At 69.9% G+C, this 15,246-nt stretch carries 19 protein-coding genes (1 of these 19 running past the window's edge); 14 read left to right on the top strand and 5 right to left on the bottom strand.

Annotated elements, in window-relative coordinates; all coding sequences use genetic code 11:
• Positions 1-10: 10 nt before the first annotated feature.
• Positions 11-1,021 (bottom strand): porphobilinogen synthase, encoded by a 1,011-nt coding sequence (hemB, locus tag ACO2TI_RS18675; RefSeq protein ID WP_423286683.1) that lies wholly within the window; start codon positions 1,019-1,021, stop codon positions 11-13.
• Between the two features lie 239 nt (positions 1,022-1,260).
• Between hemB and ACO2TI_RS18680 the strand changes: the two genes are divergently transcribed.
• The 9 genes from ACO2TI_RS18680 to lipA all read left to right on the top strand — a co-directional run bounded on the left by ACO2TI_RS18680 (position 1,261) and on the right by lipA (position 8,101).
• On the top strand, positions 1,261-1,698 hold the full coding sequence (locus ACO2TI_RS18680) for a CopD family protein (protein WP_423286684.1): 438 nt from the start codon (positions 1,261-1,263) through the stop codon (positions 1,696-1,698).
• The gene (locus ACO2TI_RS18685) at positions 1,698-2,816 is read left to right on the top strand and encodes a VanZ family protein (protein WP_423286685.1); all 1,119 of its coding nucleotides are present in this window, start codon (positions 1,698-1,700) and stop codon (positions 2,814-2,816) included. Before ACO2TI_RS18680 ends, ACO2TI_RS18685 begins: the two co-directional genes overlap by 1 nt.
• A 94-nt stretch (positions 2,817-2,910) precedes the next feature.
• A complete protein-coding gene (locus tag ACO2TI_RS18690) occupies positions 2,911-3,237 on the top strand; it encodes a (2Fe-2S) ferredoxin domain-containing protein (RefSeq protein WP_423286686.1) in 327 nt (108 codons plus the stop codon).
• Positions 3,234-3,863 (top strand): alpha/beta hydrolase, encoded by a 630-nt coding sequence (locus ACO2TI_RS18695; RefSeq protein ID WP_423286687.1) that lies wholly within the window; start codon positions 3,234-3,236, stop codon positions 3,861-3,863. The genes ACO2TI_RS18690 and ACO2TI_RS18695 overlap by 4 nt, the downstream gene beginning before the upstream one ends.
• A 30-nt stretch (positions 3,864-3,893) precedes the next feature.
• Positions 3,894-5,054, top strand: a complete 1,161-nt coding sequence (locus ACO2TI_RS18700; protein ID WP_423286688.1) for a D-alanyl-D-alanine carboxypeptidase family protein — start codon at positions 3,894-3,896, stop codon at positions 5,052-5,054.
• Positions 5,055-5,088: 34 nt separating this feature from the next.
• Positions 5,089-6,018 carry an aminotransferase class IV gene (locus ACO2TI_RS18705; RefSeq protein WP_423286689.1) on the top strand — a complete coding sequence of 310 codons (930 nt, stop codon included), beginning with the start codon at positions 5,089-5,091 and terminating at the stop codon, positions 6,016-6,018.
• Positions 6,019-6,074: 56 nt separating this feature from the next.
• Entirely contained in the window at positions 6,075-6,347 is a 273-nt protein-coding gene (locus ACO2TI_RS18710) for a YbeD family protein (RefSeq protein ID WP_423286690.1), read from the top strand.
• Positions 6,348-6,355: 8 nt separating this feature from the next.
• Complete coding sequence (gene lipB / locus ACO2TI_RS18715) at positions 6,356-7,024, top strand: lipoyl(octanoyl) transferase LipB (RefSeq protein ID WP_423286691.1); 669 nt, start codon at positions 6,356-6,358, stop codon at positions 7,022-7,024.
• A gap of 96 nt (positions 7,025-7,120) precedes the next feature.
• On the top strand, positions 7,121-8,101 hold the full coding sequence (gene lipA, locus ACO2TI_RS18720) for a lipoyl synthase (protein ID WP_423286692.1): 981 nt from the start codon (positions 7,121-7,123) through the stop codon (positions 8,099-8,101).
• A 69-nt stretch (positions 8,102-8,170) separates the two neighbouring features.
• Here the strand turns inward: lipA and ACO2TI_RS18725 are convergent, their stop codons facing one another.
• Positions 8,171-8,677, bottom strand: a complete 507-nt coding sequence (locus ACO2TI_RS18725) for a peroxiredoxin family protein (RefSeq protein WP_423286693.1) — start codon at positions 8,675-8,677, stop codon at positions 8,171-8,173.
• 21 nt (positions 8,678-8,698) lie between these two features.
• Between ACO2TI_RS18725 and ACO2TI_RS18730 the strand changes: the two genes are divergently transcribed.
• Positions 8,699-9,406, top strand: coding sequence for a DUF4197 domain-containing protein (locus ACO2TI_RS18730; protein ID WP_423286694.1), 708 nt, complete (start codon positions 8,699-8,701; stop codon positions 9,404-9,406).
• Between the two features lie 26 nt (positions 9,407-9,432).
• On the opposite strand, the gene ACO2TI_RS18735 is transcribed toward ACO2TI_RS18730, so the two are convergent.
• Positions 9,433-10,563, bottom strand: a complete 1,131-nt coding sequence (locus ACO2TI_RS18735; RefSeq protein ID WP_423286695.1) for a hypothetical protein — start codon at positions 10,561-10,563, stop codon at positions 9,433-9,435.
• 165 nt (positions 10,564-10,728) lie between these two features.
• Complete coding sequence (locus ACO2TI_RS18740; RefSeq protein ID WP_423286696.1) at positions 10,729-11,994, bottom strand: CaiB/BaiF CoA transferase family protein; 1,266 nt, start codon at positions 11,992-11,994, stop codon at positions 10,729-10,731.
• A 35-nt stretch (positions 11,995-12,029) separates the two neighbouring features.
• Between ACO2TI_RS18740 and ACO2TI_RS18745 the strand changes: the two genes are divergently transcribed.
• From ACO2TI_RS18745 to ACO2TI_RS18755, 3 genes are read left to right on the top strand one after another with little or no spacing between them, the layout of a single operon-like run.
• The gene (locus ACO2TI_RS18745; RefSeq protein ID WP_423286697.1) at positions 12,030-12,566 is read left to right on the top strand and encodes a hypothetical protein; all 537 of its coding nucleotides are present in this window, start codon (positions 12,030-12,032) and stop codon (positions 12,564-12,566) included.
• Positions 12,567-12,616: 50 nt separating this feature from the next.
• A complete protein-coding gene (locus ACO2TI_RS18750) occupies positions 12,617-13,087 on the top strand; it encodes a PTS sugar transporter subunit IIA (protein WP_423286698.1) in 471 nt (156 codons plus the stop codon).
• On the top strand, positions 13,056-13,325 hold the full coding sequence (locus ACO2TI_RS18755) for an HPr family phosphocarrier protein (protein ID WP_423286699.1): 270 nt from the start codon (positions 13,056-13,058) through the stop codon (positions 13,323-13,325). The genes ACO2TI_RS18750 and ACO2TI_RS18755 overlap by 32 nt, the downstream gene beginning before the upstream one ends.
• A 21-nt stretch (positions 13,326-13,346) precedes the next feature.
• Here ACO2TI_RS18755 and ACO2TI_RS18760 read toward each other — a convergent pair whose 3' ends face one another.
• Positions 13,347-14,189, bottom strand: coding sequence for a GNAT family N-acetyltransferase (locus ACO2TI_RS18760; protein WP_423286700.1), 843 nt, complete (start codon positions 14,187-14,189; stop codon positions 13,347-13,349).
• Between the two features lie 157 nt (positions 14,190-14,346).
• On the opposite strand from ACO2TI_RS18760, the gene ptsP reads away from it, so the two are divergent.
• Positions 14,347-15,246: the 5' portion of a phosphoenolpyruvate--protein phosphotransferase gene (gene ptsP, locus ACO2TI_RS18765; protein WP_423286701.1), read on the top strand. Its footprint extends 828 nt past the window's final position; 900 of the gene's 1,728 nt are visible here — the first part of the coding sequence; the start codon lies at positions 14,347-14,349; its stop codon lies off the right edge, out of view.

Below are 15,246 nucleotides of genomic sequence, written 5' to 3' on the forward strand. Positions count from 1 at the left end.
GGCAGGCGCTTCAGCGCTGCTTGGCGAGCCAGCGCGCCGCGTCGAGCGCGAAGTAGCTCAGCACGCCGTCGGCGCCCGCGCGCTTGAATGCCAGCAGCGACTCCATCATCACCGCGTCGTGGTCGAGCCAGCCGTTGAGCGCGGCGGCCTTGAGCATCGCGTACTCGCCGCTGACCTGGTAGGCGAAGGTCGGCACGCGGAACTCGTCTTTCACGCGCCGCACGATGTCGAGGTAAGGCATGCCGGGCTTGACCATCACCATGTCGGCGCCTTCGGCGATGTCCATCGCCACCTCGCGCAACGCCTCGTCGCTGTTGCCCGGATCCATCTGGTAGACCTTCTTGTCCGCCTTGCCGAGGTTCTTGGCAGAGCCGACCGCGTCGCGGAACGGGCCGTAGAAGGCGCTCGCGTACTTGGCGCTGTAGGCCATGATGCGGGTGTGGATCAGGCCGCGCTCCTCGAGCGCGCTGCGGATCGCGCCGATGCGCCCGTCCATCATGTCCGACGGCGCGACGATGTCGACGCCGGCCTCGGCCTGCACCAGCGCCTGCTGCGTCAGCACTTCGACCGTCGGGTCGTTGACGATGTAGCCGGTGGCGTCGAGCAGGCCGTCCTGGCCGTGGCTGGTGAAGGGGTCGAGCGCGACATCGGTCAGCAGCGCCAGCTCCGGAAAGCGCCGCTTGAGTTCGCGGACGACGCTCGGCACCAGGCCCTCGGGGTTGGTGGCCTCGCGGCCGTCCTCGGTCTTCCTGGCCGCGTCGATCACGGGAAACAGCGCCATCACCGGCACGCCCAGCGACAGGCATTGCTCGGCCACGCGCAGCAGAGGCTCGAGGCCCATGCGCTGCACGCCGGGCATCGAGGGCACGTCCTGCACGGCGCGGGCGTCCTCGAGCACGAACACGGGAAGGATCAGGTCCTCGGGTGCGAGGCGGTGTTCGCGCACCAGCGCGCGGGTGGCGGCATCGCGGCGCAGACGGCGCGCGCGCACGGCGGGAAAGCGTTGGGGGTAGTGACTCAATCGAGGCTCACGACAGACGGTGTCGCGCCGCGGCCGAACAGACAACCCGGCGCAAGCTGGACTTGCTAAAGTGTGCGGCGAATGATACGTCTCGCGATGTGTCATTCCCTGCTTTTCCTCCCTGAGCAGGAGCTTGGTCGCCTCACGGCGATCGGCTTTGTGCCCCGGCGCTTGCGCCGGGGTTTTTCTTTTGTACGCGCGAAGCGCGGCGCGCTCGACGTGGCCGGGATAATGCCGCGATGCTCTGGGTCAAGGCCTTCCACATCGTCTTCGTCGCGAGCTGGTTCGCGGCGCTGTTCTACCTGCCGCGCATCTTCGTGAACCTCGCGATGGTGCCGGCCGACAGCCACGCCGAGCGCGAGCGGCTGCTGCTGATGGCGCACAAGCTGCAGCGCTTCGCGACGCTGCTGATGGTGCCGGCGCTGCTACTGGGGCTGTGGCTGTGGCTGGGCTTCGGCATCGGCCGCGGCGCGGGCAACGGCTGGCTGCATGCCAAGCTGGTGTTCGTGCTCGGCGCGATCGGCCTGCACCACTACAACCGGCGCCTGCTGCGCGGCTTCGAGCAGCCGCAGGGCCCGGGCCCGCGCCGCACGCACCGGTGGTTCCGCGTCTACAACGAGAGCGCGGTGCTGCTGTTCATCGCGATCGTCGTGCTGGTCGTCGTCAAGCCGTTCTGATGGCGCCGGTTCGCAGTTCCGCCTGGGCGTTCGCCTTGGGCTTCTTCGCGCTGATCGTCTATGCCAGCCTGCATCCGTTCGAGTGGCGCTGGCAGGAGCCGCCCAACGGCTGGCTCGAGCTCTTCACCCTGCCGCTGCCGCGGCTCATCAGCCGCTTCGACGTGGTCTCGAACGTCGTCGCCTATCTGCCGCTGGGGGCGCTGCTGACCGCTGCGCAGCTGCGCGAAGGCCGCCCCGTGACGCGCAGCGCCGTGTTGGCGTTCGGCGTCGGTGCATTGCTGAGCTACTCGATGGAAGTGCTGCAGCACGGCATGCCCACGCGCGTGCCGTCGATGCTGGACTGGATCGCCAATGCCGGCGGCACGGCCGCCGGCGTGCTGCTGACCTGCTATGTCGAGCGCGTTGGCGGCTGGGTGCGCTGGGAACGCCTGCGCGAGCGCTGGGTGCCGCATGGCCAGGGCGTGGGCATGATGCTGCTGCTGCTGTGGCCCGTGGGCCTGCTGTTTCCGCCTTCGCTGCCGTTCGGGCTGGGGCAGTCGGTGCTGCGCTTGCGCTCGGCGTTCGCCCAGTGGCTCGAAGGCACGGCCTGGGACGGCTGGCTGCCCGCCGATCCGCTGCCGCCGATGCGCGCGCTGGCGCCTGGCGTCGAACTGCTGGGCATTGCTTGCGGGCTGTTGGCGCCGTGCCTGCTGGCTTTCGCGCTGACGCGTCCTGGCCCGCGCCGGCTGGTGCTGCTGGTCGGCGCGCTGCTGCTCGCGCTGGCCGCGACCACGCTGTCGACGGCCTTGAACTTCGGCCCCGAGCACGCGCTGGCCTGGTGGACGCCGCCGGTCGCGCCCGGCATGGCGCTGGCAGCCGTGGTCGCGGCGGCGCTGGCCTGGCTGCCGGGGCGCGCGGCCGCGGCAGTTGCGCTGCCGGTCATCGCGACCGGCGTGGCGCTGGTCAACCTGGCGCCGGCCGACCCGTACTACGCCGCCAGCCTGCTCGGCTGGGAGCAGGGGCGCTTCATCCGTTTTCACGGCCTGTCGCAGTGGGTCGGCTGGATCTGGCCGTATGCGGCCATCGTTTACCTGCTGACACGACTGGCCTCGCGTCCCAGGCCCGCGCCCGCAGGTTGAACCCAGGGCCGCTTCTACAATCCATCGGATGCTGCCCGCCGCCCTGGCGGGCCCGACGAGGCGCCGCACCGAAGCGTCGCGAGCGCCCACTGCGATGAGCTACTACCAGCGACACATCTTCTTCTGCCTGAATCAGCGCGAGCCCGGCGAGGCCGCCTGCTCGGACCACGATGCCGAGTCCGCCTTCGGCCACTGCAAGCAGCGCGCGAAGGCGCTTGGCCTGACGGGGCCCGGCAAGGTGCGCGTCAACCGGGCCGGCTGCCTGGACCGCTGCGCCGGCGGGCCGGTGGCGGTGGTCTACCCCGAGGGCACCTGGTACACCTACGTCGACAAGAGCGACATCGACGAGATCGTCGAGTCGCACCTGCGCGACGGTAAGGTCGTCGAGCGCCTGCTGCTTGCGCCTGACGTGGGCCGATGAACGCGCAGACTGAACGCTTCACGATCGAGGGCCCGGCCGGCACGCTCGCCTGCGCGCTCGACCGTCCCGACGGCGAGCCGCGCGGTTGGCTGGTCGCGTGCCATCCGCATCCGCTGCATGGCGGCACGATGGACAACAAGGTCGTGCAGACGGTGGCGCGCGCCGGCCTGGCGCTGGGCATGGCCGTGCTGCGCTTCAACTTCCGCGGCGTCGGCGGCTCGGCCGGCGCCTGGGACGAGGGCCGTGGCGAAGTCGACGACGCGCTGGCCGTCATTGCGGCCGGCCGCGAGCGCGTCGGCGCCGCAGGCCCGTTCGCGCTGGCCGGCTTCTCGTTTGGCGGCTACGTGGCCGCCGCGGCGGCCGACCGGCTCGCCCCCGAACTCAAGCCGCAGCGCCTCGCGCTCGTAGCGCCCTCGACGCGCAATCACCAGGCGCCGGCGGTGGCCGACGTCGACGCCACGCTGCTGGTGCATGGCGAGACCGACGACGTCGTGCCGCTGGCCGCCTCGCTCGACTGGGCGCGGCCGCAGGGCCTGCCGGTCGTTGTGGTGCCGGGCGTCGGCCACTTCTTCCATGGTGCATTGCCGCAGCTGAAAGCCATCGTGCTGCGCGCCTGGCGCCCCTGACTTCTTCCCGTTGCTGATCTTCTTTCGCCGATGAAACGACTGTTCTTCCGCTTGCTGGCCGCCGTCGGCGCCGCCGCCCTGATGTTCGGTACCGCGCAGGCGCAGATGCCGCAGCCGCCCGAGGTTGCTGCGCGCTCGTGGCTGCTGCTGGACGTCACGACCGGCCAGGTGCTGGGTGCCAAGGAGCCGGACGCCTCCATCGAGCCTGCTTCGTTGACCAAGCTGATGAGCGCCTACGTGGTGTTCCAGGCCCTCAAGGACGGCAAGCTCAAGCTCGACCAGACCCTGCCGGTCAGCGAGCGTGCCTGGCGCACCGGCATGACCGGCGCCTCGCGCACCTTCTTGCCGCTCAACAGCCAGGTCACGGTCGACGACCTGCTCAAGGGCGAGATCGTGCAAAGCGGCAACGACGCGACCGTCGTGCTGGCCGAGGGCGTGGCCGGCACCGTCGACAACTTCGTCGCGATGATGAACCGCCAGGCCCAGGCCTTCGGCCTGAAGTCGACCACGTTCAAGAACCCCGAGGGCCTGACGGCGCCCGGCCATGTCAGCACGGCGCGCGAGCTCGGCGTCATCGCCACGCGCCTGGTGCAGGACTTTCCGGACTACCTGCGCTACTCGGCGATGAAGGAGTTCACCTTCAACAAGATCAAGCAGCCGAACCGCAACCTGCTGCTGTATCGCGACCCGTCGGTCGATGGGCTCAAGACCGGCTTCACCGACAACGCGGGCTACTGCCTGATCGCCACCGCGCGGCGCGACTTCCCCAACGGCCAGCGCCGGCTGCTCAGCGTCGTGCTGGGCGCCTCGTCGACGGAAGCGCGCGCGGTCGAGAGCCAGAAGCTGCTGAACTGGGGCTTCTCGGCCTTCGACGCCGTCAAGCTGTTCGATGCCAACCAGGCCGTCGTCTCGCCGCAGATCTGGAAGGGCAAGACCGCCACCGCCAAGCTCGGCAGCGCGCAGGCCGTCTACATCAACGTGCCCAAGGGCACCGGCGACAAGCTCGCCACCAAGGTCGAGCGCACCGACCCGCTGGTCGCGCCGCTGGCCAAGGGCCAGGCGGTCGGCAAGATCGTCGTCACCGCCGCCGGCCAGCCGGTGACCGAGCTTCCCCTGGTGGCGCTGGAGGAGGTCCCGACGGCCGGCCTGCTCGGCCGCGCATGGGACTCGCTGCGCCTGTGGATCAAGTGACAGCCCCGCGCGGCCGGAGTACGCTCGACCGACCATGAGTAGCAGCAACGGCGACTGGTCCGCACGCCCCTGTCTGGTCAACGGCGAGCTGATGCCGCTGGGGGCCGCGCGCGTGTCGCCCCTGGACCGCGGCTTCCTGTTCGGCGACGGGGTCTACGAGGCGCTGCCGGTCTACGACCGCAAGCTGTTTCGCATCGACGACCACCTGGCACGGCTGGAGCGCAACCTCGCCAAGCTGCGCATCGACAACCCGCACACGCGCGCCGAATGGGTGGCGCTGGTGCGCAAGCTGGTGGCCGGACTGGCGGTGGCCGAAGGCGCGGGCGACCAACTCGTCTACCTGCAGGTCACGCGCGGCACGCCGCTGCCATCGATGTCCGCGCGCGACCACGTCATGACCCAAGGCATCGCGCCCACCGTGTTCATGATGGTCCACCCGCTGAAGGCCCCGACGGCGCAGCAGCGCCATGAGGGCGTCGCCTGCGTGAGCGCGCGCGATTTCCGCTGGGAACGCGGCGACCTCAAGACCACGGCCCTGCTCGGCAACGTGCTCGCGCGCCAGATTTCGGCCGACGAAGGCGCTGTCGAGACCATCTTGCTGCGCGACGGGCCCGGCGGCGGCAAGTACCTCACCGAGGCCTCGGCCTCCAACGTCTGGATCGTCAAGGATGGTGCGCTGATCGGTCCGCCCAAGAGCGAGCACCTGCTCGAGGGCATCCGCGTCGAGCTGTTGCGCGAGCTGTGCGAGGAGGAGGGCATCGCCTATGCGCTGCGTCCGGTGCCCGAGAGCGATCTGCGCACCGCCGACGAGGTGCTGCTGAGCTCGGCCACCAAGGAGGTGCTGCCGGTCACGCGCCTGGACGGAGAGCCTGTCGGTCACGGTGCGCGGCGCGGCAAGCCCGGGCCGGTCGGCCTGCGTCTGCTCGCCGCCTACCAGCGCGCCAAGGCCGAGCAGAGCGTCTGAGCCCGGCTTGCAATGGGCAGCACTGCCCTCAGATGGCTTCGATGGATGCCGCGACCATGACCCTGCCCGAAGAACGTTCGCTGATCGAGTACCCCAGCGCCTTTCCGATCAAGGTGATGGGCGCCAACGTCGACGGCTTCGCCGACGCGATCGCCGCGCTGGCGCTCGAGCATGACCCGAGCTTCGACCCCGCGACGATGGAGATGCGCCCGAGCAAGGGCGGCAACTACCTCGGCCTCACGATCACGATCACCGCCACCAGCCGCGAGCAGCTCGACGCGATCTATCGCGCGCTGACCTCGCACGCGATGGTCAAGGTCGTTCTTTGAGCCAGGCGATGCGCGTGCGCGCCCTCGGGCGCGCGCCCTACGAGGCCACGGTGGCGCGCATGCGCGCCTTCACCGAGACGCGCGGCGCCGACACGCCCGACGAACTCTGGCTGTGCGAGCACGACCCGGTGTTCACGCTCGGCCAGGCCGGCGACGCGGCCCACGTGCTCGATGCTGCCGGCGTGCCGGTCGTGCCCACCAATCGCGGCGGCCAAGTCACCTACCACGGCCCGGGCCAAGTGGTGGCCTATCCGCTGGTCGACCTGCGTCGACTGGGCATCTACGTCAAGGAGTACGTGTTCCGGCTCGAGCAGGCGGTGATCAAGACCCTGGAGGCCCATGGCGTCACCGGTCAGCGCGTTGCCGGCGCGCCGGGCATCTACATCAACCTGGCCGATCCCTTCGGCCATGCGGCGCTGCCGGGGCCGCCGGATCCGCGCGATCCGTGGCGCGGCATCGGCAAGATCGCCGCGCTGGGCATCAAGGTGTCGCGCCACTGCACCTACCACGGCGTGGCGCTGAACGTCGCGATGGACCTGGCGCCGTATGGGCGCATCAATCCCTGCGGCTACCCGGGGCTGGCGACGGTCGACCTGGCGTCGCTGGGCGTCAGCGTCGCGTCGGACCAGGTGGCCGACGCGCTTGCGCAGCGGCTGCAAAGCTACCTGGGCGGCTGAGCCGCCTTGCCCCTGCGGGCGGGCGGTGCGAAGGGCGCCGCCTAAAATCGCGGCATTCCGACGGCCCGCGCGGGCCGATCGCTCCCGGAGCACTGCATGACCTCTCCCGACGTGGCCGACGCCACGGCCTCGACGGCCCCCTACGATCCGAGCGCCAAGCAGAAGGCGCAGGCCAAGACCGCGCGCATTCCGATCAAGGTCGTGCAGGCCGAGGTGCTGAAGAAGCCGGAGTGGATCCGCGTCAAGGCCGGCAGCCCGACCACGCGCTTCTACGAAATCAAGCAGATCCTGCGCGAGCACAAGCTGCACACGGTGTGCGAGGAAGCCTCGTGCCCCAACATCGGCGAGTGCTTCGGCAAGGGCACGGCGACCTTCATGATCATGGGCGACAAGTGCACGCGGCGCTGCCCGTTCTGCGATGTCGGCCACGGCCGGCCCGATCCGCTGGACGTCGACGAGCCGCTCAACCTTGCCAAGACCATCGCCGCGTTGAAGCTGAAGTACGTGGTGATCACCAGCGTCGACCGCGACGACCTGCGCGACGGCGGCGCGGCGCACTTCGTGGAGTGCATCCAGCGCGTGCGCGAGCTGTCGCCGCAAACGCAGATCGAGATCCTCACGCCGGACTTCCGCGGCCGCATGGACCGCGCGCTCGAGATCCTGAAGGCTGCGCCGCCGGACGTGATGAACCACAACCTCGAGACCGCGCCGCGCCTCTACAAGGAAGCCCGTCCCGGCTCGGACTACGCCTACTCGTTGAACCTGCTAAAGCGCTTCAAGGAGTTCGCGCCGCACGTGCCGACCAAGAGCGGCCTGATGGTGGGCCTGGGCGAAACCGACGAGGAGATCCTGGAGGTCATGCGCGACATGCGCGCGCACGACATCGACATGCTCACGATCGGCCAGTACCTCGCGCCCAGCGGCCACCACCTGCCGGTGCGTCGCTACGTGCACCCGGACACCTTCAAGATGTTCGAGCAGGAGGCCTACAAGATGGGCTTCTCGCATGCAGCGGTCGGCGCGATGGTGCGTTCGAGCTACCACGCCGACCAGCAGGCTCACGCCGCAGGCGTCTGACGCCGAGGGGCTGGCCGGTCTTGGGGCCGGCCCGGCCGGCGCGCTGTTTCGCCGGACTTTCGACCGCGCTCAGCTTTCCGCGAGCAGCTTCTCGACTTGCGCGTGCAGTTCGGCGAAGTCGGGCTCGCCGACGTAGCGCTTGACGATCTCGCCGCGCTTGTTGAGCAGGAAGGTCGTCGGCGTGAGCTGCACGTCGCCGAAGCGCTTGGCGATCTCGCCGGTGTTGTCGATCGCCACCTTGAACGGCAGCTTGCGGCTCTCGGCGAAGTTGGCCACGTAGGCCGGCGGGTCGTAGCTCATCGCCACGGCCAGCGTCTCGTAGCCGCGCGCGGCGTACTTCTGGTGGGTCGCGACGATCTGCGGCATTTCCTTCACGCAGGTCGTGCAACTCGTGGCCCAGAAGTTCACCAGCACCACCTGCCCGCGCAGCTGGGCGCTCTGGTGCGTGGAGCCGTCGAGCAGGGTGTAGCGCACGTCGGGTGCGACATCGCGGGCGCATCCGGCCAGCCACAGGCTGGCGGCCAGCGCGGCGATGGTGGACAGGCGGGCGACAGCGGTCGCAAGATGGCGCGTCATGTCGAAGCAGAGGAGCTGACGATGCGGAAGTTCAAAACCTCCAGGCGCAAGTGTATGGCGCAGCTCGCGGCCGGCGCTGGCGTGGGGTGGTGGCTGCTGGCCGCGCATCGGCAGGCCTGGGCGCTGTCGTTCAGCGATGCCGATGCCTCGGCCGGCGTGCGCGAGGCGCTGTCGCGCGGCGCCGAGTCGGCGGTTGCGCTGCTCGGCCGGCAGGACGGCTTTCTCGGCAACCCCAAGGTGCGCATCCCGCTGCCCAAGGGGCTGGACAGCGCGGCCAGGCTGCTCAAGAGCACCGGCCAGGGCGAACAGGTCGAGCAACTGGAGACCGCGATGAACCGCGCCGCCGAAGCGGCGGTGCCCGAGGCCGGCCCGCTGCTGAGCCAGGCGGTCAAGCAGATGACGGTCACCGACGCGAGGAAGATCGTCACCGGCGGCGACACGTCGGTGACGCAGTTCTTCGCGAGCAAGACGCGCGCGCCCCTGACCGAGCGCTTCCTGCCGATCGTCACGCGCGCGACGGAGAAGGTGTCGCTGGCCGCGAAGTACAACGCGGTGGCCGGCACCGCCTCGGGCTTCGGGTTGATCAAGAAGAAGGACGCGAACATCCAGCAGTACGTCACCGGCAAGTCGCTGGACGGCCTTTACTTCATGATCGGCGAGGAGGAACGCAAGATCCGCCGCGATCCGATCGGCACCGGCAGCGAGATCCTGAAGAAGGTGTTCGGCTGACGACCGGGGGCGCCGTCGCCGGGGGCTCAGAAGCTCTTGCTGAGCTCGAACACCAGCGCCGACGGCAGCGTCTGCGCCAGGCCCTGCGGACCGACGCGCGCGTAGGTCTGGCCGTTGAAGCCGGAGATCTCGAAGGCGTTGCCTTCCTCGGCCAGTTCGATGAACGCGAAGCCGGGTGCCTCGGTGCGGATCTCGCCAGCGAGCTGGTCGAGGCGCTCGCAGCGCAACGCGGCCTCGAACACCACCGCATGCGGCAGCGCGTCGGCGCAGAAGTCGATCGCCTCGTCGACCGAGCCGACGAAATCGATCAGCAGGCCCATGTCGGCGATCGCATTGCGCACCTGCATGCGCGTGTCGCGGCGCGCCGCGACCACCAGGATGTGGCTGCCGGCCAGTGGCTTGGAGTTGATGCTGGAGCCGAAGCCGTCCTCGAGTTCGATCGCGGTGACGCCGTCGATCGACTCGTTGACGGTGCGCGGGAACTCCAGCGTCGTGCGCACATGTTCGGCGTCCACTTCGCGATGCAGCACCAGGCCCATGGTCGCGGCGCTTTGCGCCAGCAGATGCCAGCTCAGCGAATCGAGTATCGGCGGCTCGGCGTCGTCGGCCTGGCGGTGGCGCGGCTCGTGGCCGAAGCTGCAGACGATGGTGCCGTGCACCGGAAACTTCATGACCTCGACGCGAAAGTCGATCGCCGAGCGGGCCGCCTCGATGGCCCAGTCGACCAGTGCGTTGATCAGCCCGAACAACAGCGCCGGATCGACCAGCACCTCGATCGCACGCGTGCTCTGCCGCACATGGATGCCGCGCGAGGCCACCTCTCGCGCACGCTGGGCCAGCACCGACTGCAGCGTGTGGGCGAGGTTCAGGCGCTCGTGCGACTGCCGCAGGCGCTTGGACGCATAGCGCGCGAGCTGCTGGCTGATCATGCCGGCGCGGCGCGCCCGCTCGATTTCGCTGCGCAGCGCGCGCAGGCCGGCGCGGTCGATGCGGCCGGTGGTGGTCAGATGGATGACGCGCTCCAGCGCGGCGGAAAGCGGGCCGGCGACCTCGCGCCCGATCTGGGCGGTCAGTTCGCGCCACGGCTCGGTGCGGTCCGGTTCAGCGGGGGCGAGCGGTAGCGCCGGGGGCAGCGCAGGGCGGGCAGTGACGTCCATCGGCACGGGATCTGCCGCGCTTCGGTGGTGCGCCCTGCGGTCTGGACGAGGGCGCTGAAAGGCGACGACCGGATGTTTCATTTTGTAATCCGTGATGGTCGTCACGTCTTGAGCGCCGGTCAAGGCGTGCAAGCCCTTCGAGCCGGGGGCCGGCGGGCCCCGATGTCAGCTGGCGGGACCGAAAGCGCCCGCAGCCCGCGCTTCGGCGAAGCGCTCGGCGTCCCAGGCCAGCCAGTCGGCCAGGACCTCGGCGCCGTGCTGGTCGAGCAGCGGCGGCGCGCGGCGCGTGCGCGGCGGCGTGCGCGACAGCTTCATCGGGCTGGCGACCAGGCGCAGCTCGGGCGCCAGCGGATGGTTCTGCGTCTGGACCATCTCGCGTGCCGCCACCTGCGGATCCGCGAACACCTGGTCGAGCCGGTTGATCGGCCCGCACGGCACACCGGCGGCCTCGAGCGCGGCGAGCCAGTCGTCGCGGCGGCGTTCGCGCATCCACTCGGCGAGCTGTGGCACCAACTCGTCGCGCCGGCGCACGCGCTCCGCGTTGGTGGCGTAGCGCGCGTCGCGCGCGACCTCCGGTCGGCCGGCGATCTCGCAGAACTTGGCGAACTGGCCGTCGTTGCCGACCGCCAGGATGATGTGGCCGTCGGCCGTCTCGAAGGTCTGGTAGGGCACGATGTTCTGGTGAGCATTGCCCGCGCGGCCCGGCACCTGGCCGCTGACCAGGTAGTTGGCGCCGAGGTTGGCCAGCATCGCGACCTGGGTGTCGAGCAGGGCCATGTCGATGTGCTGGCCCTCGCCGCTTGCGTCGCGGTGGCGCAGCGCCGCGAGGATCGCAACCGTCGAGTACAGGCCTGTGAAGAGGTCCGCGACGGCCACGCCGACTTTCTGCGGTCCGCCGCCGGGGCGGTCGTCGCGTTCGCCGGTGATGCTCATCAGCCCGCCCATGCCCTGGATGGCGTAGTCATAGCCGGCGCGCTCGCGGTAGGGGCCGGTCTGGCCGAAGCCCGTGATCGAGCAGTAGACCAGGCGCGGATTGGCGGCCGAGAGGCTCGCGAAGTCCAGGCCGTAGCGAGCCATGTCGCCGACCTTGTAGTTCTCGACCAGCACATCGGCCTGCGCGGCGAGCGCACGCACCACCGCTTGGCCGGCCGGATGCGCGAGATCGATCGCGACCGAGCGCTTGTTGCGGTTGGCGCCAAGGTAGTAGGCGCTTTCGGCGGTCTCCTGGCCGCTGGCGTCCTTCAGGAACGGTGGTCCCCAGCCGCGCGTGTCGTCGCCGCGGCCGGGCCGCTCGACCTTCACGACATCGGCGCCGAGATCGCCCAAGGTCTGCGTGCACCAGGGGCCGGCGAGCACGCGGGAGAGGTCGAGCACGCGCACGCCCTGCAAGGCGCCGGGCAGTTCGGGGTGGCGTTGGGAGGCGGCGGTCATGCAGCCATTCTGCCGCCCGACTCGATAATTGCCGGATGTCGCACCGTCGGGCCCGTCGCCTTGCCGCGGCCCTGTGCGGGCCGCTGATGCTGTTCGGCGCCTGCTCTCCGGTGCACGACTGGCGCGAGGTGCGCGTTGCCGACGGCGTGCTCGTGGCCTTGTTCCCGTGCAAGCCGCAGCGCCTGACGCGCAGCGTCCCGCTGGCCGGGGCCCCGGTCGAGCTCGAGCTCGTCTCGTGCAGCGCCGGCGGCACGACATGGTCCATCGCCAGCGGCGATGTCGGCGATCCAGGGCGCGTCGGCGCGGCCTTGGCGGCGCTGCACGATGCACGCCTGGCGGCGCTGGGCGGGCGCGAGACCGATCGCTCGCCCTCGATGCCGGTCGGCGCGACGCCTCATGTGCAGTCGCTGCGCTTCACCGTCGAAGGCAAGCGATCCAGCGGCGAGGCGGTCAGGGAGGTTTCGCTCGTCTTCGCGCGCGGCAACCGCGTGTTTCACGCAGGCGCGCTGGGGGCGGAGCCGGCGCCCGAGGCGATCGAGACCTGGGTCGATGGTCTCAAGCTGACACCCTAGCGGGGGTCCGGCACGAAAGGACGAGGCCAGCCGGCCGATAATGCGGCGACATGGCCGGGCTCCTGATCATTGCTCATGCACCGCTTGCCTCCGCGTTGAAGGCTGCGGGCGGCCATGCCTTTCCGGAAGCGGCGCAAGCGGTCGAGGCGCTCGACGTCGACGCCCAGCTGCCGCTCGAGGAAGTCGAGGCGCAGGCGCGCATCCTCCTGCAGCGCGCCCTCGGCGCGCCGGGCCGGCCCGAGGCGCTGATCCTGACCGACGTGTTCGGTGCCACGCCGGCCAACGTGGCGCAGCGCCTGGCCGACGGGCAGAAGGTCAAGGTGGTCACCGGCGTCAACGTGCCGATGCTCTGGCGCGCCCTCAACTATGCGCACGAGCCGCTCGACACGCTGGTTGCGCGCGCGGTGGCCGGCGCGATGCAAGGCGTCATGCAGGTGGCGACCGCCCGGCCGCAGAACCAGACCCAATCCGTCGGCCCGAAAACAGGCGATGATCTCAACGCGTATCACCATCAGCAATAAGCTCGGCCTGCACGCGCGTGCCTCGGCCAAGCTCACCAAGCTCGCCGGCAGCTATCCGTGCGAGGTCCACCTCAGCCGCGGCACCCGCCGCGTGAATGCCAAGAGCATCATGGGCGTGATGATGCTGGCCGCCGGCATCGGTGTCGAAATCACCGTCGAGACCGACGGCGAGCGCGAGCAGGAGGCGATGGACGCGCTGCTCGCGCTGATCAACGACAAGTTCGGCGAAGGCGAGTAGCCGCGGGCGGAGCCTTGTCGCTCACGCTGCCGCGAGGAAGTGGCGGCGGTAGCGCTCGGGCAGATCGGCCACGCGCATCAGCAGCGGCAGGTCGGCCGTGTTGAAGTCTGGGTCCCAGGCCGGCGCGCCGAGCAGCTTGGCGCCGCAGCGCAGATAGCCCTTGATCAGCGGCGGCGGCTCGACCTGCAGGTCGCGTCGCAGGTCGTCCACAGGTAGCGCCAGGCGAGGACGCACCTGCCATTCGATCGGCGCTAGATGCGTCTGGCGCAGCTGTTCCCACAGGCTCGCGGCGACGTGGCCGCCGTCGCGCATGCTGACGCTGGCGCAGCCGACCATGGTTTCAAGGCCGTTGCGCTGCATGAACTCGGCAAGCGCGCCCCACAGGGCCAGGATCACACCGCCCTGGCGATGGTCGGCGTGCACGCACGAGCGACCCAGCTCCACCATCGTCGCCCGCAACGGGCGCAGGCGTGTCAGGTCGAACTCGGTCTCGCTGTACAGGCCGCCGACGCGGCGAGCCGCGGCCGGCGTCATGACGCGATACGTGCCGATCACCGGGCGGTTGCCTTCGTCGCCGTCGAGCACGCGCACCAGCAGGTGTTCGCAATAGGGATCGAAGACATCCACGTCCAGCCCCGGCGGCGTGCCGGCCGGCGGAGACAGGCGCGCGCCCATCTCCTCGGCGAAAACCTGGTATCTCAGCTGCTGCGCTTCGCGAACCTCGGCTTCATCACGCGCCCAAGCCACGACCAGCCGCGCGCCGGCCTCGGCGACGTCGGCGCGTCGAAGTGACCTCCGCTGCGCGCGCAGGTCGCGCACGCCGAGATCCTGGATCGGCAAGGTGGGCAGCGGGAGTTCCCTCATCGATGTGCTCCGTCAACGCGGTTGTCGTCGTTCGGGTCGCAACGATGAGACTTGGTGATGACGCCATGGTGTCTGCCGGATGAATCGGCCGTGACAGCGAGAGGACGCTGGGACAACCCCGGCGCGAGCGTCGCGAAGGCGCTGCTAGGATCGATTCATGAGCTTTCAGGTCTTCGGTCTGCCGGTATCTCGGGGCGTCGCGATCGGGCGTGCGGTGCTCGTGGCATCGAGCCGCGTCGACATCGCGCACTACTTCATCGACGAGAGCCGCATTGCCGAGGAAGTCGATCGCCTGCGTCGTGCCCGCAACACGGTGGCCGACGAGCTCTCGGCGCTCCAGCGCGACTTGCCGGCCGACGCGCCGCACGAACTGTCGGCTCTGCTCGACGTGCACTTGATGCTGCTGCACGACGAGACGCTCACCGGCGCGACTCGGCATTGGATCGAGGAGCGGCACTACAACGCCGAATGGGCGCTGTCGGCGCAGCTCGAGGTGCTGGCGCGGCAGTTCGACGAGATGGAAGACGAGTACCTGCGCGAGCGCAAGGCCGATCTCGAGCAGGTCGTGGAGCGCCTGCTGCGCGCGCTCGCCCACGGCAACGGAGCGGCACCGCCCGTAGGGTCGCACGTGGGCGCGCGCGACTTCGCTGGCGAGGACCCGCTGGTTCTCATCGCCAACGACATCGCCCCGGCCGACATGCTTCAGTTCAAGCAAAGCGTGTTCACCGGCTTCGTGACCGACGTCGGCGGGCGCACTTCGCACACTGCGATCGTCGCCCGCAGTCTCGACATCCCGGCGGTGGTCGGCGCGCGCGAGGCGAGCCGCATCATTCGTCAGGACGACTGGGTCGTGATCGACGGCGATGCCGGCGTCGTGATCGTCGACCCGTCGCCGCTGCTGCTCGAGGAGTACCGCTTCAGGCAACGACAAAGCGAACTCGAGCGCGAGCGCTTGGCGCGTCTGCGCCACACGCCGGCCGTCACGCTCGATGGCGAGCGCATCGAGCTGCTCGCCAACATCGAGCTGCCCGGCGACACGTTGGCGGCCGTCGAGGCA

It is taken from the genome of Caldimonas sp. KR1-144 (genome assembly GCF_049446155.1).
Classification (GTDB): domain Bacteria; phylum Pseudomonadota; class Gammaproteobacteria; order Burkholderiales; family Burkholderiaceae_C; genus Rivibacter.